This is a genomic window from Sphingomonas sp. Xoc002 (assembly GCF_050408055.1).
GTDB classification, from domain to species: domain Bacteria; phylum Pseudomonadota; class Alphaproteobacteria; order Sphingomonadales; family Sphingomonadaceae; genus Sphingomonas; species Sphingomonas yabuuchiae.
Map to the genome: position 1 here is coordinate 302,832 of NZ_CP191175.1, position 20,807 is coordinate 323,638.

Genomic DNA, 20,807 nt, shown 5'->3' on the forward strand with positions numbered 1-20,807 from the left:
GAACAAGGAGTCGCATGATTGCCTATTCCCCTAGCGCCGTTCAGCCTGAACGAAGTCGAAGGCCAAGGGGTAACCTCAAATCCACAACGACGAAAACCCGCCGCTCCGGGGAGCGGCGGGCTTCAACCCGTCAACCGACGCGTCGCTGATTAAGCGGCGGCGGCTTCGGTCTTGGCGGCGGCCAGCTTCTTGACGACGTCGCGCTTCAGGCGACGCACGCGCAGCGAAAGCTGATCGTCCGAGGTCTTGACCAGCCAGTTGTCCAGGCCGCCATTGTGCTCGACCGAGCGCAGGCCGTGGGTCGAAACGCGAAGACGGACGCTCTTCTCGAGCGAGTCCGAAATCAGCGTGACGTTCTGCAGGTTCGGCAGGAACGTACGCTTGGTCTTGTTGTTGGCGTGGGAAACGTTGTTACCCACCTGCCGGCCCTTGCCGGTCAGCTCGCAAATGCGCGACATGATCGTTATCCTGGTTTCAGGCAGTGCCCGGAAAGGCCGCGCCGATACCCCGTCCGGGGGGTGGCGTCAACCGATTCCCCGCAATCGCCCCTGCAATTCGCGACGATCCGCCATGCCGATCACCGGTGCAACTGCGCTTCGTCGGCTGCGTTGTTACGGCAACGAACCTTTGGGAGCCAGGATCATGCGCGCTTTTCTCGTCCTGTTGGGCATCGTCCTCCTGCTGGCCGCCGGTGCCATGGCGATGGGCTGGATCAGCATCGACCAGACCCGCCCGGCCGTCGTCCAGGCGCCGAGCTTCCGTGCCGAAGGGCCCAAGGTTTCGGTCGGTACGACCCAGAGGACGGTCGAGGTGCCGACGGTGAGCGTCGAGAAGCCCGCCGATACGGCTCAGACCAACGCCCAGTAAGCACACCGAAGCGCCCTTGCCCGGATGACGGAGGCGGGGCAGGGAGGGGCGATGTTTCCACTCCCCGCCCCGATGCGCGCCGCGCTCGATGCCGCTATCCAGGCGGGGCTGGCGGGCGAGGTGCCGGTCGGTGCGGTGGTGGTGCGGGGCGGTACGATCATCGCGACCGGCGCCAATGCGCCCCGCCGCCTGCATGATCCCACCGCCCATGCCGAGATCCAGGCGATTCGCGCGGCGGCGCTGGCGCTGGGGCGGGACCGGCTGGAGGATTGCGACCTGTGGGTCACGCTGGAGCCCTGCGCCATGTGTGCGGGCGCAATCGCCCATGCCCGAATCGCCCGGCTCTATTACGCCGCAAGCGACCCCAAGGGCGGCGCGGTGGAACATGGCCCACGCTTCTTCGGCCAACCGACCTGCCACCACCGGCCAGAGGTGTACGCCGGGATCGGTGAGGGGGAGGCCGCTGACCTGCTCCGCAACTTCTTCGCGGTGCGACGATAGGGCAGCCTCAGGGGCGCTTGCGATTATGGAAGAGGCGAATCAGCAGCATCGCAACAATGGCGCTCACTCCGCCGACGATGCCCGCACGGAATGCGGAGTGGGGCGCGATATCCCATGCATCCAAGATCAGGAGCGCGGCAAAGACCAGTATCCCGGTCAGCAGCGCGCCAGTCCGCGTGACGGCAGAAGAATTCTTGTCCGGTCCTTGCGGCATGCGGCTCGTCTGCCCTTTTACGGAAAGAGTGATTCAACACGCGCCAGTAGAGTGTGTCCACCATGACGGAAGCATGACGGCCCGATGAAGTGGAAAGGCCCGGGCGATTTCTCGCCCGGGCCCCTTTCTCATATCCGCGAATTGCGAAACGATCAGCGCAGATCGCCCTCGCGGATCGGCACGATCTTGATCTCGACACGGCGGTTGGCGGCGCGGCCTTCCTCGGTGTCGTTCGACGCGATCGGCTGCGACTTGCCGAAGCCGCGCGTGCCGATGCGGGCGGGCTGGACGCCGCGCGACGCCAGATAGTCGGCGACCGACGTCGCACGCTGCTCCGACAGGCGCTGGTTGTACGCATCGCTGCCGGTCGAATCGGTGTGGCCGTACACGTCGATATAGGTCTGCTTATACTGGGAGAGGATGTCGGCGACCTGGTCCAGCGTCTGGCGGAACTGCGGCTGCACCTGCGCCGAATTATAGGCGAAGGTGATGCCCGATGGCAGGTTCAGCAGCAGATCGTCGCCCTGGCGGACCACCTGCACGTCGGTGCCCGCGGTGCGCGCGCGCAGGTCGCGCTCCTGCTTGTCCATATAGGCGCCGATGCCAGCCCCCGCGAGGCCGCCGATGCCGGCACCCAGGATCTTCTCGGTACGGTCGCGCCGCCCGCCGACCAGATCGCCCAGCAGATAGCCGCCGACCGCGCCGCCGATGCCGCCGATCGCGGCCTTGGACAGGCGCTGCTGCCCGGTTTCCGGGTCGGTGGTGCAGGCCGAGGTGGCGATGAGGGCGGACAGCGCGGCGGCGGTCAGGAATTTGGCGGGCAGTCGCATAAACATGATCCTTGTTAGTTTCGGACGGCGTCTCGACCCCCGGAACGCCGCTTCGGACCGCCTTGTTCCGCAGGTGAACTGAACGGAACATGACGACAGGAGTTGTCGAAGCCCTGTCCGGCCCGCTATGAGCACCCCATAACGATGGCAACGCTGCCCCCCTTTCCGTGGATCGACGTCCTCATCATTCTCGCGCTCGTCGCGTTGAATGGCGCATTCGCGATGAGCGAGCTGGCGATCGTATCGTCTCGCCGTGCCCGTCTGGAGGCGATGGCGCGCAGCGGACGTAAAGGGGCGCAGGCCGCGCTGACGCTCGCCGCCGATCCGGGCAAGTTCCTGTCGACCGTCCAGATCGGCATCACCCTGACCGGCATCATCGCGGGCGCCTATTCGGGCGCCAGCCTGGGCACGCCGACGGCGGCGCGGCTGGAGGCACTCGGCGTGTCGCCTTCGACCGCCGCGACCCTGGGCTTCGCGCTGGTCATCGGCCTGACCACCTATGCCTCGCTGATCCTGGGCGAACTGGTGCCGAAGCAATTCGCCCTGCGCAAGCCCGAGCCGATCGCCGCCTTCGTCGCGGTGCCGATGCGCTGGCTGGCGGTGGGCACCGCGCCGATCGTCTGGGTGCTCGATTCGACCAGCGGGGTGATCTTCAAGCTGCTGGGCCTGAACCGCGACAATGAGGATCAGGTGACGGCCGAGGAGCTTCACCTGATCGTGGCCGAGGCGTCCAAGTCCGGCGTGATCGAGGAGCATGAGCGCTCGATCATCTCGGGCGTGGTGCGGCTCGCGGACCGGCCGGTGCGCGAGGTGATGACGCCGCGCACCGAGATCGACTGGCTGGACTGTACGCTGGACGACGCGGCGATCCGCGCCAAGCTGCTGGAAAGCCCGCGCACCCGCCTGCCGGTGGGGGAGGGCTCGATCGACGCGGTGGTCGGCGTGGTACAGGCGCGCGACATCGCCATGGCGCTGTTCCGGGGTGAGCCGCTCGACCTGAAGCACCTGATGCGCAAGGCGCCCGTCGTGATCGACCGGATCGACGCGATGGACGTGCTGCTGGCGCTGCGCCAGGCCGAAGTGCCGATGGCGCTGATCCATGACGAGTACGGCCATTTCGAGGGGATCGTGACCCCGTCCGACCTGCTGGCCGCGATCGCGGGCGAATTTGCGTCCGACGCGGATCCGGGCGAGGCGCCCTCGGTGGTCGAGCGCGACGACGGTTCGCTGCTGGTCGCGGGCACCATGGCGGCGGACGCGCTGGCCGACCGGCTGGGCATCGATCTGCCCGACGACCGCGATTACGCGACCGTCGCCGGGCTGGCGCTGGCCGTGTTCCGCCACCTGCCGGGCGAGGGCGAGAGCTTCGTCGAACAGGGCTGGCGCTTCGAGGTGGTCGACCTGGACGGGCGGCGGATTGACAAGCTGCTGGTCAGCGAGGCTTGAGGTCTGGGCGAGGACGCTATCCCGCCCAGCGATACCGGACCAGCGCCATGACCAGCGCGAAGAGATAGGCGTAACCGAACCGGTCCAGCCGGACGAGGCGCAGCCCTTTGCGGCGGCGCAGACTGCCGATAACGGCCATGACCCCACCTGCGAGGATCGGCGTGACGATCAGGTTGATCCGACGCCAGTGCGGGTCGGTGATGGGGGAGTGGGGGAATAGCAGTAGGCTGATACCGCCCGTGATCAGACCCCATAGGGCGAAGCCTATCGTCGCGATCAGCGGGTTTCTCGGCTGCCGGAACGTTTCGCCCAAACTGTGCAGGCCTGCTTCGGCCGCCGTCTCAAACAGCAGTTGAAGCAGAAGTTCGCCGCCATATTGAATCAGGACTTCGAATAGAAATTCCATGCCGCCCCAGTCCCCTCGCGATTCAGATGAGGCTAAGGCGTGGCGGCGGCAGGACTCAAGCGGCCAATTCAATATTCCCCGACGCCACGACCCGCGAAAACAGCGGGAAGATGTGCTCGATGGCAAAGGCATGGAGTTCGGCCGAGCGCGAGGCGCAGGCGTCCTCGGCGATGACCACATCATAGGACAGTTCCCAGGCCGAGCGGGCGGTCGATTCGACGCCCATGTTCGTCGAGATGCCCGCGATCACCACCGTCCGTACCCCGCGCCGCCGCAATTGCAGGTCCAGGTCGGTGCCGGTGAAGGCCCCCCAATGATGCTTCAGCACCACGATGTCGCCGGGCTGGCGCAGGTCGGGGACGAGTTCGCTGAAGGCGGGCGGCGTGCCCTCTGGCGGCAGGCTGGGGCGGTCGGCGTTGAGGCTGGGCAGCGTCTCGGGCGTGAAGCCGACATGGACCAGCACGACCGGCGCGCCCGCCTCGCGAAAGCGGGCGGCGAGCGTCTTGGCGGTCGCGACCACCTCGTCGCCGGATCGCGGACCGCCCGCATGCGGTACGATGCCCTGTTGCAGATCGATGAGGATGAGGGCGGTGCTGCCGGGATCGAGCGTGGTCATACCGCCTCAACCGGCCGGGCGGCGGGGCGTTCCGTCAGAGGCGCCCGAACACCGCCTCGAACCCCGCACGGTCGCCCGCCGCCAGCAGTCGCGCCTGTTCCAGCCAGCGGTCGCGCGCCATGCGGCCCGAAAAGGCCCCCAGCTGCGCATCGAGCGCCTGTGCCTGTGCCTCGCTGAGCGCGGCCATGTCGCCGACCGTGGTGATGCCGTGTTCGGCCAGCTTCTGGGTCAGCTTGGGGCCCAGGCCCTTGAGCAGCGTGATCGGCTGATCTTCGGGGCGTGCCGGTTCGGCCGCGGATTCCGCAGGAGCGGGCGCGGCTTCGGCGGCCGGGCTGGCGGTCATCGGCGCAGCGGCGGCGACCGGCTCGTCGTTCAGCGGCTCGTCCGCGATCACCGGCTCTTCGGGCGCGCTGGGCGTCGGCATGACCGGCGTGGGGACGGGCGCTGGCGTCGGGGCCGGGGGCGGCGGCGGTGCGGCCGGAGCAGGAGCGGGCGTCGGCGCCGAAACCGGAGCTGGAGCCGGAGCCGGAGCGGGCGTCGGGCTCGCCTTGGGCTCGGTCAGCGAGGCTTCGCTGATCGGCTTGCGGTCGGGCTGGCGCACCGAGAGCCCGGCTTCCTGCGCATTTTCCTCCACCCGGCGCGCGGCCTGTTTGCGGCGGTGCTTCAGGCGCATCCCGACCACGATCATCGCGATCGCCGCCAGCGCGACGATGGCGAGCAGGACGAAATGGATGGTCGTGATGGCCGCCACGCCATCGGGGATGAGGCTTGTCGCCGGTGCTGCGGTCGTGTCGTTCATGGCGTTACCCTATTGTCCACCCATTGGCCCCGGGGCCCGCGTCGCGAACCCCAATCACTGGGATCAAGCCTCGGTTCCCGCTTCGCGCGCAACCTCGCGCCAGCCGATGTCGCGGCGGCAGAAGCCATCGGGGAAGCGGATCGCATCGACCGCGCGGTATGCGGCGGCCTGCGCCTCGCCCACCGTCGCGGCGCTGGCGGTCACGGCCAGCACGCGGCCACCGCCGGCGACCAGCTGTTCGCCGTCCATCCGGGTGCCCGCCTGGAACACCACCGCGCCGGTCGCCTCGGCGGCGTCGATCGCGTCGATGCTGCCACCCGCCTTGGGCGTGCCGGGATAGCCCGCCGCCGCCATGACGACGGTCAGCGCCGGGTCCTCCGAGAAAGCAGGCGCGGGCAGGTCGGCCAGCCGCCCCTCGGCCACCGCCAGCATCACCGCCAGCAGATCGCCCTGGAAACGCAGCATCAGTACCTGGCATTCGGGATCGCCGAAGCGGGCATTATATTCGATCAGCTTCGGGCCCTGCTCGGTCAGCATCAGCCCGGCATAGAGCACGCCGGAAAACGGCGTCCCCTCGGCGCGAAGCGTGTCGACGGTGGGGCGGACGATCCGGTCGATCGCCTGCCGCTCCAGCTCGGGCGTCAGGACGCGCGCGGGGCTGTAAGCGCCCATGCCGCCGGTATTGGGGCCGGTATCGCCGTCGCCGACGCGCTTGTGATCCTGTGCCGATCCGAAGGGCAGGAGCGCCTCGCCATCGGTCAGGACGAACAGGCTCGCCTCCTCGCCTTCCAGGAATTCCTCGATCACCACCTCGGCGCCGGGGACGGAGAACAGGTCGGTGATCGCGCCCTCGGCCTCGGCCTTGGTGAAGGCGACGGTCACGCCCTTGCCCGCCGCCAGGCCATCGGCCTTAATGACGACCGGCAGGCCGAAGGTGCCGGCAAGCGCGGTTTGCGCCTCCGCCAGCGTGTTCACGCGGACATAACCGGCGGTCGGGATGTCGGCGCGGCGGCACAGGTCCTTGGTGAAGCCCTTGGAGCCCTCCAGCTGCGCGGCGGCCTTGCTCGGCCCGAACACCGGGATACCCTCGGCGCGCAGCGAATCGGCCAGGCCATCGACCAGCGGTGCCTCGGGGCCGACCACGACCAGGCCCACGCCATGCTCCTTGACGAAAGCGACCACGGCGGCGTGATCGGTCGCGTTCAGCGCGACGCAGGTCGCGTGCGCGGCGATACCGGGGTTGCCGGGCGCGGCGTAGAGCGTATCTAACCCGTTCGACTGTGCCAGCTTCCACGCCAGCGCGTGTTCGCGGCCACCCGATCCCAGCAGCAGGACGTTCATGCCCGATCCTTATCCCTATGACGAAAGTTCGAGGCTGGTAGCCGAGGAGATCGCCGGCGACAACGCGCTCGCGCTATCGGTCGGCGAACTCAGCCTGAAGCTGAAGCGGATGGTGGAGGGCGAATTCGGCCATGTCCGCCTGCGCGGCGAGATTTCGGGCTATAAGCGCGCCACCTCGGGCCATGTCTATATGAGCCTGAAGGACGAGAATGCGGTCATCGACGCGGTGATGTGGAAGGGCGCGGCGAACACATTGCCCTTCCAGCCGCAGGACGGGATCGAGGTGATCGCCACCGGCCGCCTGACCACCTTCCCCGGTCGGTCCAAATACCAGATCGTCGTCGAGCGGATGGAGTTGGCCGGTGCGGGCGCGCTGATGGCGTTGTTCGAAAAGCTGAAGGCGAAACTGGCGGGCGAGGGGCTGTTCGCGCGCGAGCGGAAAAGCGCGCTTCCCTTCATGCCGCCGGTGATCGGCGTCGTCACCTCACCGACCGGCGCGGTGATCCGCGACATTCTCCACCGGCTGGAGGATCGCTGTCCGACCCATGTCATCGTCTGGCCGGTCAAGGTGCAGGGCGAAGGCTCGGCCAAGGAGGTCGCCGCCGCCATCCGGGGCTTCGACGCGATCGCGCCCGGCGGTCCGGTGCCGCGCCCCGATCTGGTGATCGTCGCGCGCGGTGGCGGGTCGATCGAGGATCTCTGGTCGTTCAACGAGGAAGTCGTGGTGCGTGCGGTGGCGGAATGCTCGATCCCGATCATCTCGGCGGTGGGGCATGAGACCGACACGACCCTGTGCGACTATGCCGCCGATTTGCGTGCGCCGACCCCGACGGCGGCGGCGGAGATCGCAGTGCCGGTGCTCGCCGACCTGCGCCTGACGGTCGCCAGCCATCGCCAGCGCACCGAGCGCTGCGTGCGCCGCTATGTCGAGCGCGGCCGCGAGCGGCTGGACGCGATGGCACGGCTGCTGCCCAAGCGGGACCAGTTGCTGGGGCCGCAGCGCCAGCGGGCGGACGAGGCGGGGGCGCGGCTGGATCGCGGGCTGGAGCGGCGGGTGACGCTGGCGCGCGGCGGGCTGGACCGGGCGGGCGCGGCGCTGCGCCCGGCGATCCTGGAGCGACAGGTCGAGCGCGGGCGCGACCGGCTGGCCTCGACCTGGCGGCTGGTCCAGTCGCTCAACCCCGACCGTATCTTGGAACGTGGCTATGCCCGCATCACCGCGCGACCGGGCGGCGAGACCCTGTCCTCGGCGGAGGCGGCGCGGGCGGCGGACACGCTGACCCTCCGGTTCCGCGACGGCACGGTGGACGTGGCGGTGGAGGCGGTCGGGCTTGAGCGGCCCGCCGCCAAAACCTATGACAAGCCCAGGCGGGAGCAGCAGCCCAAACAGGACAAGCCGGATCAGCCGACGCTCCTTTGACCGCGAAAGAGACCAACATGCTGATGTCGAACACCGATCGCCCCGCGCGGCTTCACTATATGGCCAATGGCTTTCGTGTCCTGTCGCCGGGCGATCATGTCGTCTGCGCGGTGACGGGGCGGCGCATTCCGCTCGAAGACCTGAAATATTGGAGCGCGGCGCGGCAGGAAGCCTATGCCGATGCGGAAGCGACCGCCAAGGTCCTCGCGCCGCAATGAAGGTGAGGGGCGTCGGGACGCTGGTGTTGGCGCTGACCGGATGCGTCGCGCCGGGTGAGCCGATGATGGCGCCGCCCACCGCATCGACGCCGCGCCCCGCGCCGCCCACCGTTGCCCCGCCCGTGACCCCGTTCCGCTGGACCGGACAGCTGAGCCAGGGCGGCCTGATCCGGGGGCAGGCGCCGACCGGCGCGGTATCGGTGGCGCTGGACGGACAGACCGTGCCGCTGGCCCCGGACGGTGCCTTCCTGGCCGGGTTCGACCGCGACGCCGGGCCGTCTGCCGAGCTGCTCGCGACCCTGGCCGACGGACGACAGGTGCGGCAGCCGCTGACCATCGCACCGCGCAATTGGCGGATCGAGCGGTTGAACACGCTGCCCAAATATCCCGTCCCCGATCCCGAGTTCCAGCGGCTGCGTCCCCCCGAACTTGCCCGGATCCGGGCCGCCCGCGCGCTGGTGACCGATGCGGAGGGCTGGCGCCAGGCGTTGCAATGGCCGGTGACGGGCCGCATCTCGGGCCTGTTCGGGGCGCAGCGCGTCTATCGCGGCGAGCCGGGCAGCTATCACTCCGGCACCGACGTCGCGGTTCCCACCGGCACCATCGTCCGCGCGCCCGCCGACGGCGTCGTGATCCTCGCCGCACAGCAGCCCTTCACGCTGGAGGGGCATCTGCTGATGCTCGACCACGGCCAGGGGCTGAACAGCGCCTTCCTGCACCTGTCGCGGATCGATGTCCGCGTCGGCGATCATGTCCGCCAGGGCCAGCCGATCGGCGCGGGCGGCGCCACGGGCCGCGCGACCGGCCCGCATCTCCACTGGAGCCTGCAATGGCGCGGTCGCAAGCTCGACCCGTTGCTGGTGACGGGGCCGATGCCGTGACCCGACCAGGTCAGCGGATGCGCTTGACCAGCACCGAGCGCCCGCCCGCGATCGATGCGCGATAGCCGCTGAGCGGCGCTTCCTTCAGGACGATCTTGTCGCCGGGGTCGGGGGGAAAGGTCAGGGCATCGATCGTCTGCCAGACGGAGCCATTGGCCAATTCCAGATTCCACCGGCCATAGCTGTTGGCTGCCTTCACCGACGCGATCTTGGTATCGATCTGGCGAACCTCGGTATTGTCGTCGTTCTTTCCGCCGCCGAACATGTCGCTCGTCGGGGTGGCGAGGCCGAACCGGGACTGCTTGCGGGCGATGACGGTCTTGCGGTCCATCACCATCAGCTCGCCGGACGCGCGGGATGCCAGGATGGTGGCAGTGGTGCGGTCATAGCATGCCAGGCGCGCGCTATCCTGGGCGATGGCCTTGCACCGGGACAATTCATCGACCTGGCGTACGGCGGCGCCATCCTGCGCACCGGCGGGAATGGCGGCCAGGATCGACACCGTTCCGACGAGCGCCATCAACCCGTTTCGCATCATGGTCAGTTCCCGCCTGCTCGACCGGAGCCATCCGAGACGGCCCGTTGTGCAAGATCGCGGCTCGCCTCGCGCTGACGCGCCCATTCCTCGCGTGTCATGCACAGCTTCTTGGCTTTCACGAAGGATCCCGTCTCGACGATACGGCGACAGATCGGCTTTTCGGCTGTCACCGGGTCGGCCGGGGGCTTTGCGGGCGTGGCTGCGGTCGAACTTTGCGCTGCCAAGGCCAGAAGCAGACCAAGCGTCATCATGCATCTCCCATTCCGGAGGCCGTTCGTACGCCCCCGGACGACGATATCCGTCCGGAACGCGGCATAGGCAATATGCTTCTTTTATTACCTGACCACGGTCGCGCGTCCCGCCCGCGGCTACGGAATGCGGTCCTGTTGCACTTATGCTACAACGCAGCAAAAAGGTCATAATCTTTCAAATGACGATTGTATAAGGTTTTACCAGCCGTTTAGGCTGCCCCCAGCAGCAGGGTTAACCTGCGCTAATGATCGGCCCGGTCAAACGGGCGACAAAAGGGGTAAGATATGAAGCAGTTCATGCGAGGCCAGTTGCTGGCGTCCAGCTTGCTGGCCGGAAGCGCCATTTTCGGCGCCGTTCCCGCTTTCGCGCAGACGACGGATCAGGCCGGCAATGCGCCGGTCGCCGCGCCGACCGCCGCGCAGGAGCCCGGTGTCCAGACCAACGAGTCCACCAGCTCCACCACGCAGGGCGGCGACGTCGTCGTCACCGGTACGCTGATCCGCAATCCGAACATCATCGCGACCAGCCCGGTGACCGTCGTCAGCCAGGAAGAAATCCGTCTGCGCCAGGTGAACGTGGCCGAACAGATCCTGCGCGAACTGCCCGGTGCGGTTCCCTCGATCGGTTCACAGGTCAATAACGGCAATGGCGGCGCTTCGTTCGTCAATCTGCGCGGCCTGGGCACCAACCGCAACCTCGTCCTGCTCGACGGCGCGCGCATCGCTCCCGCCAATCTGGGCGGCGCGACCGACCTCAACAACATCCCGCTGGCCCTGATCGAGCGCATGGACGTCCTGACCGGCGGTTCGTCGACGACATATGGCGCCGATGCGGTCGCGGGCGTCGTGAACTTCATCACCCGCAGCGATTTCTCGGGCGTCGACGTCGCGGTGACCGATCAGATTACCGGCAAGGGCGACGGCCACAGCTACCGCGCCGAACTGACCGTTGGTGCCAATATGGATGACGGCCGCGGCAACGCGGTGCTGAGCATCGGTTTCCAAGACCAGAGCCCGGTCTATCAGGGCGACCGTGACTATGGCGTCCAGTCGATCGATTCGTACAGCGGTGCGGCCGGCGGTTCGGGTACGACCATTCCCGGTCGCTTCTCGGTCGGAACGACCGGCACGCGCCAGATCAATCAGACCGGCACGGCACTTGTGCCGACCTATTCGCTGTTCAACTTCAACCCGTACAACATCTATCAGACGCCGTTCAAGCGGTTCAACATCTTCGGTTCGACCCGTTACGAGGTTTCGGATCACCTGGAATTCTACAGCCAGGCGATGTTCTCGAAGAACACCGTGTCGACGATCATCGCGCCGTCGGGAACCTTCGGCAATCCGCTGACCGTGCCGATCAGCAACCCGTATCTCGCGGGCGCGGTACGTGACAGCTTCTGCTTGAACGCGGTCGATGCCGATCCAAACACGGCGGGCCGTCAGGCGCCGACCCAGGCGCAGTGTAATGCCTATTATACGGCGACCAACCCGTCCGATGCGAACTACCGTACCTTCACGACGGCCGCATCGCGCCGCTTCGTCGAGGCCGGGCCGCGCATTTCGGAATACACCACGCAGCTGTTCAACATCCGCGCGGGCGTTCGTGGCAAGATCACCGAGAGCTTCAGCTACGACGTGTTCGGCACGTATGGCGAGAGCGAGAACACGCAGCGCCAGTCGGGCAACGGCCTGCTGTCGCGTCTGCAGCAAGCAACGCTGGCGACCAACACCACGACCTGCCTCACTGCGACCAACGGCTGCGTTCCGATCAACCTGTTCGGTCCGGCCGGCAGCATTACCGCAGACCAGCTGGGCTACATCCTCGGTGTGACGACCAGCAGCGGCGTCATGACCTCGCTCGGCACTCTGCGCGGCGTCGTGTCGGGTGACTTCGGCGTGTCGAGCCCGTTTGCAGACACCCCGGTGAGCATCGCGTTCGGTGGTGAGTATCGCAAGTATACCGCCCGTACGACCTCGGACACCGCCACCCAGACCCCGGCCGAAGTGCTGGGCAATGGTGGTGCGACGCCGAATGCCAGCGGTGCCTATGACGTCAAGGAAGGCTTTGCCGAACTGGTCGTGCCTCTCGTCGAGGACAAGCCCTTCTTCCGCAGCCTGACCTTGGAGGCCGGTGCTCGCTATTCGGACTATTCGCGTTCGGGCGGCAACTGGACCTGGAAGGCGGGCGGTAGCTGGGAGCCGGTGGCGGCGTTCAAGCTGCGTGGCCTGTATACCCGTGCGGTGCGCGCGCCCAACATCGGCGAGCTGTTCTCGCCAGCTGTGACTGGCCTCGACAACCTAGCGGTCGATCCTTGCGCGGGCGCGGCGCCGACCGCGAATGCGAACCTTCGTGCTGTTTGCATCGCTCAGGGTGCTCCAGCGGCCACGATCGGCAACATCAACCAGCCTTCGTCGGGTCAGATCAACACGACCGGCGGCGGCAACCCGAATTTGGGCGTCGAAACGGCCTCGACGGTTACGGTGGGTGCGGTGATCCAGCCGACCTTCCTGTCGGGCTTCTCGATGACGGTCGACTATTACAACATTAAGGTGAACAACGCGATCAGTTCGCCGACCGTGGGCGACGTCGTCAACGGTTGCTTCGCCAACCTGACCGCCGCCAGCGCGACCAGCGCGGCTTGCACCGGCATCCGTCGCAACCCGCTGACCGGTGGTCTCGATGGCAGCGCGGCAACTACGCTGGGTCTGCCGGTGCCGCTGGCCAACATCGGCCAGCTGCTGACCGACGGTATCGATCTGTCGGCCAATTACCGTCACAACCTGGGCTTCGGCAAATTGGCCCTAAGCTTTAACGGTAACTGGACCAGCCGTTCGAAGTTCAAGGCAACCCCGACCTCGGTCTATCGTGAGTGCACCGGCTATTATTCGGTGAACTGCGCTTCGATCCAGCCCGAATTCTCGTTCAATCAGCGCACCACGTTGAGCATCGAAAAGGTCGACCTGTCGGTGCTGTGGCGCTTCCTGTCGCCGACCAAGTATGAGCCGTTGGCGCTTGCCGACGACATTGCTTCGGGTGGTGGCCCGGTCGATGCGTATCAGCGGATCAAGGCTTATCACTATTTCGACCTTGCGGCGCAGTTCCAGGCGACCGATCGGTTCTCGCTGCTGTTCGCTATTCGCAACGTGTTCGATCGCAAGCCGCCATTTGTCGGCTCGTCGATCGGTTCGACCTCGTACAACAGCGGCAACACCTACCCGTCGACCTATGACCCGCTGGGTCGTCTGTTCTCGGTCACGGCACGCGTTACGCTCTGATCCGATAACAGGACTGCCTCATCAGGGCGGTGGCTTCGGCCACCGCCCTTTTTTTGTGCGTGTTCGGCAGGCGTGATCCATACGGGTCACCCGAAGCATCCGCGGATCGGGTGTCGCATCACTATTTTGGTCCCGACTTGGATGGGCGGGACACGTTTTGATCCCGCATTACGTCAAAAATATTGTCGCAAAATGTGTCAGGGATACCACGCCAACGACTCCCCACAATCGATATCATGACCTTGCGTAAGAGTGTATGTCCCATCCGTCATAGCGTAACGCCCGGTCGGCCGTTGCATTTTTCCCATCTTTACAATGGCACTGCTCCGTACCAATCAAGCAACATTCGGTTACGGAACGGAAATTCCGTTTCATGAAGTCAGGTAAACCGGCGAGCCGAAATCGGACGTCGGACGGGAAAAGGGGTATAGACCATGACCTATTCGTGGATGGGGCCGCGCAAGCTGGGCCTGTTGGCCACCGTTGCGCCGCTGTCGATGCTGTTGGGCGCGCCCGCGCTGGCGCAGAGCGTGCCGGCCGCCAATCAGAATGCCGAAGCCAATGCCCAGGTGGCGCAGGGCGCCGAACAGGCGGATGCGGGCACCGGCGGCGATATCGTCGTCACCGGCTCGATCATTCGCGGTGCCGATACCGGCGTGTCGCCGGTCTCGACGATCACCGCCGAGAATCTCGACGTGCGCGGCATCAACACGGTGCAGGCGGGCATCCAGGCGCTGGCTTCGAACAACGGCCCGGCGCTGACCAACTCGTTCACCGCCAATGGCGCCTTTGCGAGCGGTGCCTCGTCGGTGTCGCTGCGCGGCCTGTCGACCAACTCGACGCTGGTGCTGTTCGACGGCCTGCGCGCCGCCTATTACCCGCTGTCGGATGACGGCACGCGCAACTTCGTCGATCTGAACACCATACCGGACGACATCGTCGACCGCGTCGAAGTGCTGCGTGACGGCGCCTCGTCGAGCTACGGCGCGGACGCGATCGCGGGTGTGGTCAACATCATCACCAAGCGTTCGGTCAAGGGCGTGATGGGCCGCGCCGAAGCGGGTATCTCGCAGCGCGGCTACAACGCCAACCAGCGCGTCTCGCTGACCGCAGGCACCGGCGACCTGGATGAGCAGGGCTATAACGCCTATGTCAGCGGCTTCTATTATCGTTCGGAAGGCGTCCGCGCGAGCCAGCTGCCCGCTCCCTACAACACCAGCGACGAGCGTGGCATCTGCTCCAACCGCACCGGCTCGCTGGTCTGCGGTCCGAACAACATCGCCAACGGCCTGGACGCGAACAACCAGTTCACCAACGGCTTCGCGATCAACACGCCGAACTTCTATGTCCGCCCGGCGGATGCGACCAACACCACCGCGCTCGGCCGCTATCAGCTGCTGAACCCGTCGGCGGGCTGCCTCACCGGCAATCCGTACAACCCGACCGCGGCCGAACTGGCGCTTCCCGCCAACGCCACCGCACCGGGCACGGTCTGTCAGGTCGACACCCAGCGCCTATACGGCAACATCACCCCGGACATCGAGCGTGTCGGCGGTTCGGCACGCTTCACCGCGAAGATCGGTGATACGTCGGAAGCCTATCTGCAGGTCAATTTCCAGCAGGCGACGACCAGCTATACCGGCACCCCGACGGTGATCCGCGCCAATGCCCCCGCCGGTATCCTCTTCCCGCAATATTCGACGTCGCAGAACCCGACCTCGGCGATCGATCCCAACTCGGCGATCCTGGCGCTGCCGGTCTATGTGTGTCCGCGCACGACGGTCGGCGCGTGCAACGTGACCAACGGGACGCTGAACCCGAACAATCCGTTCGCCGCCGCAGGGCAGGTCGCGCGTCTGGTCGGCCAGCTGCCGAACAGCTTCGAATCGACCAACACCCGCAGCCGCGTCTACCGCGCCGCCTTCGGGATCAACGGCACGATCCTGAACGACGTCGACTATCGCTTCGATGCGACCGCGATGCACACCGATCTGCGCCTCGAGCAGAACGGCTATGTCTACATCCAGCACCTGCTCGATGTGATCAAGGACGGCAGCTACAACTTCATCAACCCGGGCCAGAACAGCCAGGCGACGCTGAACTATCTGACGCCGACCAACATCACCAACGACAGCTCGGACCTGCTCCAGGCGCAGTTCACGCTGGGCAAGGCGATCATGACCCTGCCGGGCGGCGACCTGCGCGTCGCGGTCGGCGGCTCGATCTTCTACGAAGCGATCGACGCACCCAGCGCCAATTCGGACGAAAACGGCCCGACCCAGCGCTATTTCCGCCTGAATGCGTTCGGCACCAAGGGCAACCGTACCGTCTCGTCGGCTTTCTACGAGGTCAACGCGCCGGTCGTCGATCAGCTGACGCTGAACGCCTCGGGTCGCTACGACCATTATTCGAGCGGTCAGAGCGCCTTCTCGCCGAAGTTCGGTGCGATCTTCAAGCCGATCCGCCAGGTGACGCTGCGCGGCACCTATTCGCGCGGCTTCCGCATCCCGTCCTTCGGCGAAGCGAACGCGCTGCCCACCACGGGGTACGTGACCCAGTCGCTGAGCAGCATCCCCGACGCCTTCCTGAGCCAGTACAGCATCAATCCGGGCGCGGGTCAGATCTGTTCGCAGAAGACGCCGACCAACTGCTCGGGCTATATCTCGAACTACTCGATCGGCCAGACGACGCTGGCATCGCAGGATCTGGCGCCCGAAAAGTCGCGCAGCTTTACCGCCGGTATCAAGATCGATCCGGTGCGCGGCCTGTCGCTGACCGTGGATTACTATAACATCCGCAAGACCGGGGCGATCACCACGCCCGACCTGTCGCCTGCGATCGCCGCCTATTATGCGGGCACCGCGATCCCCGGCGGCTTCACGGTCATCCCCGATGCGGTCGACGTGAACAACCCGAACGCCACGCCGAAGATCGCCTTCGTCCGTTCGCAGCTGATCAATGCCCAGACGATCAAGTCCGAAGGCATCGATTTCGGCATGAACGGCTTTTACGACTTCGGCTCGTTCCGCTGGAACACCAATCTGAACGCTAGCCTGATCCTGGAACTGAGCACGACGGTGGACGGCAAGCGCCAGACCTATGTCGACACGCTGGGCAACTTCAACCTGACGGCCGGTTCGGGCACGTTCGAGTGGAAGGGCAATTGGGTCAACACCTTCGACTTCGGCGACTTCGCGCTGACGGGGACGGTCAACTACACCTCGGGCTATGACCTGTCGGCCATGGACCAGGGCGACGCGTACAAGGATTGCGGCCAGGCCCCGGCCTATTTCGGCTGCCGCGTGAAGAGCTACATCACCGCGGACGCGAACGCGTCGTTCAAGGTCAACGACAAGTTCACATTCTATGTGAACGTGCTGAACGTCTTCAACCGCCTGCCCCCGGTCGATCCGGTCACCTACGGCGCGTATCTGTACAACGCGGTGCAGGGCGGCGACGGCATCTTCGGCCGCCAGTTCCGCGCCGGCGCCAAGTTCAACTTCTAACCCCAGGGTTCGCTTCGGCGAGCCTTACTTCGGGGGCGGTTCCTACGGGAGCCGCCCCCTGCTTTTTTGGGGGAAACAGGCTTTCCCAAAGTCAAATGCGCCGCGTCATCGTTATCGCGGCCGCTTGTGATGGCGAGACTCAACATTCCTGCAGCTGGTGATGTGCTGACATAATAAAGTAATACACAACTGTTGAGGATGTAGGCAGTGGTCTATTCTGGATGCTCAAGTTTAAAACAATCAATGCTGCGAGAACGGCGAAGTGTGACTTTAATGCAATCGTTGCTATAAAAATCGGATAATATATCAATTAATCTTTGAACAGTTTGTCACGTCCCTGACATAAGTTAGCACGTGTCCCATCCGAGGAGGGGGCATCGTGGCAGGGCCAAAATGGCCTGCAGAGGGGGAATGACGATGACGGAACAGGGGTTTTTTCCTAAGGCCATGCTGCGCCGCAGTGCCGCATTGCAGGCTTTGGCCATGCTGGGAGCCAGCGCAGGGGCTATCGCGATCTCCGCTCCAGCGGTCGCGCAGGATTTCACGCAGGTCAACGCGACCGGTAAGGTGCAGGGCACGGACGGTAAGGCGATCGCGGGGGCATCGGTTACGGTAACGTCGAACGCGCAAGGCTTCTCGCGCACGGTTCAGACCGATAACGAGGGTAACTACCGCGTCTCGGCACTGCCGATCGGGGTTTATACGTTCACCGTCGCGGCGCCGGGCTATGACAGCTTCACGGACGGTTCGGTCAACTTGAACCAGTCATCGGCGGCGAACCAGTTTACGTTGCTTCCGGTCGGTGCGTCGGCGGGCGGCGACATCGTCGTCACGGCAGGGCGTATTCAGATCGCCGACTTCGACCGCAACACGGTCGGCGCCGTGGTGCAGGTCGCGGATCTGGCGGCGCGCGTTCCCGTCAGCCGCGATCTGACCTCGGTCGTTCTGCTGGCGCCGGGCACGGCCGCCGGTGACTCGGCCTTCGGCAACCTGCCCGCCGTCGCAGGCTCGTCGGTTTCAGAAAATGCATTCTTTATCAATGGCCTGAATATTACGAACCAGCGGACCGGCCTTGGTTCGGCGGGGGTGCCGTTCGAATTCTACAACACCGTTGAAACCAAGATCGGCTCGATCTCGGCGGAATATGGTCGCTTTACGGGTGCGTTTATCAACGCCACCACCAAGTCGGGCGGCAACGAGTTCCACGGCGGCGTGCTGGTCAACATGGAACTCGACGCGCTGCGTGAAAACGCTCCGAACACGCTCTATGCGTGGAACCGGGATGACGTTCGCGAGAACAAGCAGGCGATTTTCAGCCTGTCGGGGCCGATCATCAAGGATCACCTGTTCTTCTACGGATTCTATCAGTCGAACAACTATAAATCTGAGGATACCGGCCTGGCGGCGAACGCCAATTCCTCAATCATCATTCGTAACGACCAAGGCGTGCAGACGGGCCGTCAAGCTATTCCGCCGTTCAGCACCGGTACGTTCCGCGATGTCTATCGCATCAATTCGCCTTCCTTCGGCGGAAAAATCGATGCGGTGATCGTCGATGGTCAGCGGTTGGAATTCACCTACTTCAACACGAAGAACCGGAGCACCACGACTCAGTATAACGTCGTGGACGCGCAAGGCGGTGCCTATGACAGCCGCGTCGATCCTGCCGGGCCACGCACGGGTTCCTTTGCTGGTCAGTCGTCGAACCTCGGCGGCGGTGAAAGCTATGTCGGGCGTTATACCGGTCAGTTCACCAAGTGGCTGACCCTCTCGGGCGCCTATGGCAAGACCAAGAGCCGTGGCATCAGCCTACCTTTCGATACGGTCAATCCTGGTATCAGTGACCAGAGCGGTCAGTTCACGCCTGTCCTGATCGGCAATCCTTCGGTCACCATCGCGACCAACAATGACGAGCGCGAGTTCTATCGCGGGGACGTCGACCTGTATTTCAACTTGGCTGGCGAGCATCACATTCGCGGCGGTTATGACCGCGAAATCCTGACATCGGTGGCGCAGACCAATTACACGGGCAATGTCTTCTGGACCTACTATAATTCCGGTCCGTCCGGGGACGTACGCGTCGCCACTCCGAACGTTCTGTATGTCGGCGGTCGTACGTACGTCACCGGTGGAACGTTCAAGTCGCGCAACGAAGCCTTTTATGTGCAGGATGCCTGGTCGGCTTTCGACAACCGCCTGACGGTCAATGCCGGCGTGCGCAATGATCGCTTCACGAACGACAATGTAGCTGGCGAAACCTACTACAAGTCGGGTGATCAGTGGGCGCCGCGCATCAGCGTCGCGATCGATCCGATCGGCGATCAGCGGACCAAGCTGTACGGCTTCTTCGGCCGCTACTATCTCCCCGTGCCGACCAATACCAATATCCGTCTGGCGGGTGCCGAACTCGACTACACCGCTTATTATCGTGCGACGGGTGTGGGTGCCAACAATGTCCCGATCCTGGGTTCACCCGCGAATTTCAGCGGGGGCGTACCTTGCCCCGGACCGACGCCTGGAGCGACCGGCAGTTCGAATAACTGCGAAGTCAATCAAGATGGCACGCCAGCGTCGACCGAATCCACCGTGGCGCGCAACCTCAAGTCGCAGTCGATGGACGAATACATCGTCGGCTATGAACAGCGTCTGGGGCAGCGTTGGAAGATCGGCGCGTTCGGCACCTATCGTAAGCTCAACGAGTCGCTGGAAGATATCGCCATCGACGCGGCCGTGAACAACTATTGCGCTCGCAATAACCTGGACTGCACACGTCCTGCTCCGACGACCGCCAACCCAAATAACAGGGTGCCGATCTGGGATGCATTCCACCAATATGTTCTTGCCAATCCTGGCTCGGCTTCGACTATCACGCTTGCGGATCCAGTGAACGGCGAAGCGACGGCCCGCACAGTCAATTTTACTGCTGCGGAACTTGGTTACCCGCGGGCACAACGTGTCTACAAGGCGGTAACTTTGCTGGTCGAGCGTGAGTTTGACGGTATCTGGAGCTTCGCTGCTAATTATACCTACGGCAAGAATATCGGTAATATCGAAGGCGGCATTCGTTCGGATAACGGTCAATCGGACTCTGGTCTGACGACCGCATTCGATCAGCCAGGTCTGACCGTGGCATCCTATGGCTATCTGCCCACGGATATTCGTCACAACTTCAAGGCGTATGGATCGTACAAATTCTCCGACTGGTTTACCTTCGGCGCGAATTTCAGTGCGTCGTCGCCGCGTCATTACGCCTGTCTCGGACGTGTGCCGGATCGGGTCGATCAGTATGCAGGCCGCTATGGTGCGGCAGGCTTCTTCTGTAACGTCGTCAACGGCCAAATCGTGACCAACCCGACGGCCGGTACCGGGACGCCTGCGCAAAGCACGTTGCAGCCTGTCCGTCGCGGCACGATGTTTACCTCGGACTGGCTGACCCAGACGAACGTCACCTTCCAGTTCAAGGTGCCGGTAGACACGTATGACGCCTTTTTCCGTTTCGACATTTTCAACTTGTTTGGCGAAAAGGCGCGGGTGGATTTCAACGAGTACGGCACGCAGGGCAACGGTGCGCCGCGTGGCGATTACGGTTATCCCACCCAGTATCAATCGCCGCGTTTCATCCGGCTTCAGTTCGGTGTGAACTTCTGACCCCAAGGTTCGCTTCGGCGAACCCTACTCGGGGCGGTTCCTTCGG

18 protein-coding genes are annotated in these 20,807 nt (G+C 64.8%); 9 read left to right on the forward strand and 9 right to left on the reverse strand.

The annotated features are described in order from the left end of the window. Positions 1–149 precede the first annotated feature (149 nt). Positions 150–458 carry a 50S ribosomal protein L28 gene (gene rpmB / locus ACQR50_RS01455; RefSeq protein ID WP_056432158.1) on the reverse strand — a complete coding sequence of 103 codons (309 nt, stop codon included), beginning with the start codon at positions 456–458 and terminating at the stop codon, positions 150–152. A 184-nt stretch (positions 459–642) separates the two neighbouring features. Between rpmB and ACQR50_RS01460 the strand changes: the two genes are divergently transcribed. Beyond that, entirely contained in the window at positions 643–867 is a 225-nt protein-coding gene (locus ACQR50_RS01460; RefSeq protein WP_428969528.1) for a hypothetical protein, read from the forward strand. 72 nt (positions 868–939) lie between these two features. Beyond that, complete coding sequence (locus tag ACQR50_RS01465; protein WP_428970617.1) at positions 940–1,368, forward strand: nucleoside deaminase; 429 nt, start codon at positions 940–942, stop codon at positions 1,366–1,368. Between the two features lie 7 nt (positions 1,369–1,375). On the opposite strand, the gene ACQR50_RS01470 is transcribed toward ACQR50_RS01465, so the two are convergent. Then, on the reverse strand, positions 1,376–1,582 hold the full coding sequence (locus tag ACQR50_RS01470; protein WP_428969529.1) for a hypothetical protein: 207 nt from the start codon (positions 1,580–1,582) through the stop codon (positions 1,376–1,378). A 152-nt stretch (positions 1,583–1,734) separates the two neighbouring features. Then, positions 1,735–2,412 (reverse strand): OmpA family protein, encoded by a 678-nt coding sequence (locus ACQR50_RS01475; RefSeq protein ID WP_428969530.1) that lies wholly within the window; start codon positions 2,410–2,412, stop codon positions 1,735–1,737. 144 nt (positions 2,413–2,556) lie between these two features. Between ACQR50_RS01475 and ACQR50_RS01480 the strand changes: the two genes are divergently transcribed. Beyond that, the gene (locus ACQR50_RS01480; protein ID WP_076714661.1) at positions 2,557–3,858 is read left to right on the forward strand and encodes a hemolysin family protein; all 1,302 of its coding nucleotides are present in this window, start codon (positions 2,557–2,559) and stop codon (positions 3,856–3,858) included. Between the two features lie 16 nt (positions 3,859–3,874). Here ACQR50_RS01480 and ACQR50_RS01485 read toward each other — a convergent pair whose 3' ends face one another. The 4 genes from ACQR50_RS01485 to purD all read right to left on the reverse strand — a co-directional run bounded on the left by ACQR50_RS01485 (position 3,875) and on the right by purD (position 7,020). Then, positions 3,875–4,264, reverse strand: coding sequence for a hypothetical protein (locus tag ACQR50_RS01485; RefSeq protein WP_428969531.1), 390 nt, complete (start codon positions 4,262–4,264; stop codon positions 3,875–3,877). Between the two features lie 55 nt (positions 4,265–4,319). Beyond that, positions 4,320–4,880 carry a hydrolase gene (locus ACQR50_RS01490; RefSeq protein ID WP_428969532.1) on the reverse strand — a complete coding sequence of 187 codons (561 nt, stop codon included), beginning with the start codon at positions 4,878–4,880 and terminating at the stop codon, positions 4,320–4,322. A gap of 34 nt (positions 4,881–4,914) precedes the next feature. Next, positions 4,915–5,679 carry a hypothetical protein gene (locus ACQR50_RS01495; RefSeq protein WP_428969533.1) on the reverse strand — a complete coding sequence of 255 codons (765 nt, stop codon included), beginning with the start codon at positions 5,677–5,679 and terminating at the stop codon, positions 4,915–4,917. A 63-nt stretch (positions 5,680–5,742) separates the two neighbouring features. Further along, complete coding sequence (gene purD, locus ACQR50_RS01500; RefSeq protein WP_428969534.1) at positions 5,743–7,020, reverse strand: phosphoribosylamine--glycine ligase; 1,278 nt, start codon at positions 7,018–7,020, stop codon at positions 5,743–5,745. Between purD and xseA the strand changes: the two genes are divergently transcribed. The 3 genes from xseA to ACQR50_RS01515 are packed head-to-tail and all read left to right on the forward strand — an operon-like array spanning position 7,019 to position 9,539. Continuing rightward, a complete protein-coding gene (gene xseA, locus ACQR50_RS01505) occupies positions 7,019–8,440 on the forward strand; it encodes an exodeoxyribonuclease VII large subunit (RefSeq protein WP_428969535.1) in 1,422 nt (473 codons plus the stop codon). The two genes, purD and xseA, sit on opposite strands and share 2 nt — an antisense overlap. A 17-nt stretch (positions 8,441–8,457) precedes the next feature. Then, on the forward strand, positions 8,458–8,658 hold the full coding sequence (locus ACQR50_RS01510) for a DUF2093 domain-containing protein (RefSeq protein WP_056432488.1): 201 nt from the start codon (positions 8,458–8,460) through the stop codon (positions 8,656–8,658). Next, the gene (locus ACQR50_RS01515; RefSeq protein WP_428969536.1) at positions 8,655–9,539 is read left to right on the forward strand and encodes a M23 family metallopeptidase; all 885 of its coding nucleotides are present in this window, start codon (positions 8,655–8,657) and stop codon (positions 9,537–9,539) included. Before ACQR50_RS01510 ends, ACQR50_RS01515 begins: the two co-directional genes overlap by 4 nt. 10 nt (positions 9,540–9,549) lie before the next feature. On the opposite strand, the gene ACQR50_RS01520 is transcribed toward ACQR50_RS01515, so the two are convergent. Together ACQR50_RS01520 and ACQR50_RS01525 are read right to left on the reverse strand one after the other, a co-directional pair. Further along, positions 9,550–10,059 (reverse strand): hypothetical protein, encoded by a 510-nt coding sequence (locus tag ACQR50_RS01520; RefSeq protein ID WP_428969537.1) that lies wholly within the window; start codon positions 10,057–10,059, stop codon positions 9,550–9,552. 20 nt (positions 10,060–10,079) lie between these two features. Further along, positions 10,080–10,325 (reverse strand): hypothetical protein, encoded by a 246-nt coding sequence (locus tag ACQR50_RS01525; RefSeq protein ID WP_428969538.1) that lies wholly within the window; start codon positions 10,323–10,325, stop codon positions 10,080–10,082. Between the two features lie 288 nt (positions 10,326–10,613). On the opposite strand from ACQR50_RS01525, the gene ACQR50_RS01530 reads away from it, so the two are divergent. The 3 genes from ACQR50_RS01530 (at position 10,614) to ACQR50_RS01540 (ending at position 20,761) form a co-directional block, all read left to right on the forward strand. Next, positions 10,614–13,607: a TonB-dependent receptor plug domain-containing protein gene (locus ACQR50_RS01530; RefSeq protein WP_428969539.1), complete on the forward strand. Its 2,994-nt coding sequence runs from the start codon at positions 10,614–10,616 to the stop codon at positions 13,605–13,607. A 434-nt stretch (positions 13,608–14,041) separates the two neighbouring features. After that, on the forward strand, positions 14,042–17,113 hold the full coding sequence (locus ACQR50_RS01535) for a TonB-dependent receptor domain-containing protein (protein WP_428969540.1): 3,072 nt from the start codon (positions 14,042–14,044) through the stop codon (positions 17,111–17,113). A gap of 411 nt (positions 17,114–17,524) precedes the next feature. Next, a complete protein-coding gene (locus ACQR50_RS01540; RefSeq protein ID WP_428969541.1) occupies positions 17,525–20,761 on the forward strand; it encodes a carboxypeptidase regulatory-like domain-containing protein in 3,237 nt (1,078 codons plus the stop codon). Positions 20,762–20,807: the final 46 nt, after the last annotated feature.

Excerpts from the sequence above, each read along its gene's own strand:
- ACQR50_RS01485 (WP_428969531.1), bottom strand. The coding sequence starts at position 4,264 with ATGGAATTTCTATTCGAAGTCCTGATTCAATATGGCGGCGAACTTCTG.
- ACQR50_RS01510 (WP_056432488.1), top strand. The coding sequence starts at position 8,458 with ATGCTGATGTCGAACACCGATCGCCCCGCGCGGCTTCACTATATGGCC.
- ACQR50_RS01515 (WP_428969536.1), top strand. The coding sequence starts at position 8,655 with ATGAAGGTGAGGGGCGTCGGGACGCTGGTGTTGGCGCTGACCGGATGC.
- ACQR50_RS01475 (WP_428969530.1), bottom strand. The coding sequence starts at position 2,412 with ATGCGACTGCCCGCCAAATTCCTGACCGCCGCCGCGCTGTCCGCCCTC.
- ACQR50_RS01490 (WP_428969532.1), bottom strand. The coding sequence starts at position 4,880 with ATGACCACGCTCGATCCCGGCAGCACCGCCCTCATCCTCATCGATCTG.
- ACQR50_RS01540 (WP_428969541.1), top strand. The coding sequence starts at position 17,525 with ATGACGATGACGGAACAGGGGTTTTTTCCTAAGGCCATGCTGCGCCGC.
- ACQR50_RS01495 (WP_428969533.1), bottom strand. The coding sequence starts at position 5,679 with ATGAACGACACGACCGCAGCACCGGCGACAAGCCTCATCCCCGATGGC.
- purD (WP_428969534.1), bottom strand. The coding sequence starts at position 7,020 with ATGAACGTCCTGCTGCTGGGATCGGGTGGCCGCGAACACGCGCTGGCG.
- ACQR50_RS01480 (WP_076714661.1), top strand. The coding sequence starts at position 2,557 with ATGGCAACGCTGCCCCCCTTTCCGTGGATCGACGTCCTCATCATTCTC.
- ACQR50_RS01465 (WP_428970617.1), top strand. The coding sequence starts at position 940 with ATGCGCGCCGCGCTCGATGCCGCTATCCAGGCGGGGCTGGCGGGCGAG.
- ACQR50_RS01470 (WP_428969529.1), bottom strand. The coding sequence starts at position 1,582 with ATGCCGCAAGGACCGGACAAGAATTCTTCTGCCGTCACGCGGACTGGC.
- ACQR50_RS01530 (WP_428969539.1), top strand. The coding sequence starts at position 10,614 with ATGAAGCAGTTCATGCGAGGCCAGTTGCTGGCGTCCAGCTTGCTGGCC.
- rpmB (WP_056432158.1), bottom strand. The coding sequence starts at position 458 with ATGTCGCGCATTTGCGAGCTGACCGGCAAGGGCCGGCAGGTGGGTAAC.
- ACQR50_RS01525 (WP_428969538.1), bottom strand. The coding sequence starts at position 10,325 with ATGACGCTTGGTCTGCTTCTGGCCTTGGCAGCGCAAAGTTCGACCGCA.
- ACQR50_RS01520 (WP_428969537.1), bottom strand. The coding sequence starts at position 10,059 with ATGGCGCTCGTCGGAACGGTGTCGATCCTGGCCGCCATTCCCGCCGGT.
- ACQR50_RS01460 (WP_428969528.1), top strand. The coding sequence starts at position 643 with ATGCGCGCTTTTCTCGTCCTGTTGGGCATCGTCCTCCTGCTGGCCGCC.
- xseA (WP_428969535.1), top strand. The coding sequence starts at position 7,019 with ATGCCCGATCCTTATCCCTATGACGAAAGTTCGAGGCTGGTAGCCGAG.
- ACQR50_RS01535 (WP_428969540.1), top strand. The coding sequence starts at position 14,042 with ATGACCTATTCGTGGATGGGGCCGCGCAAGCTGGGCCTGTTGGCCACC.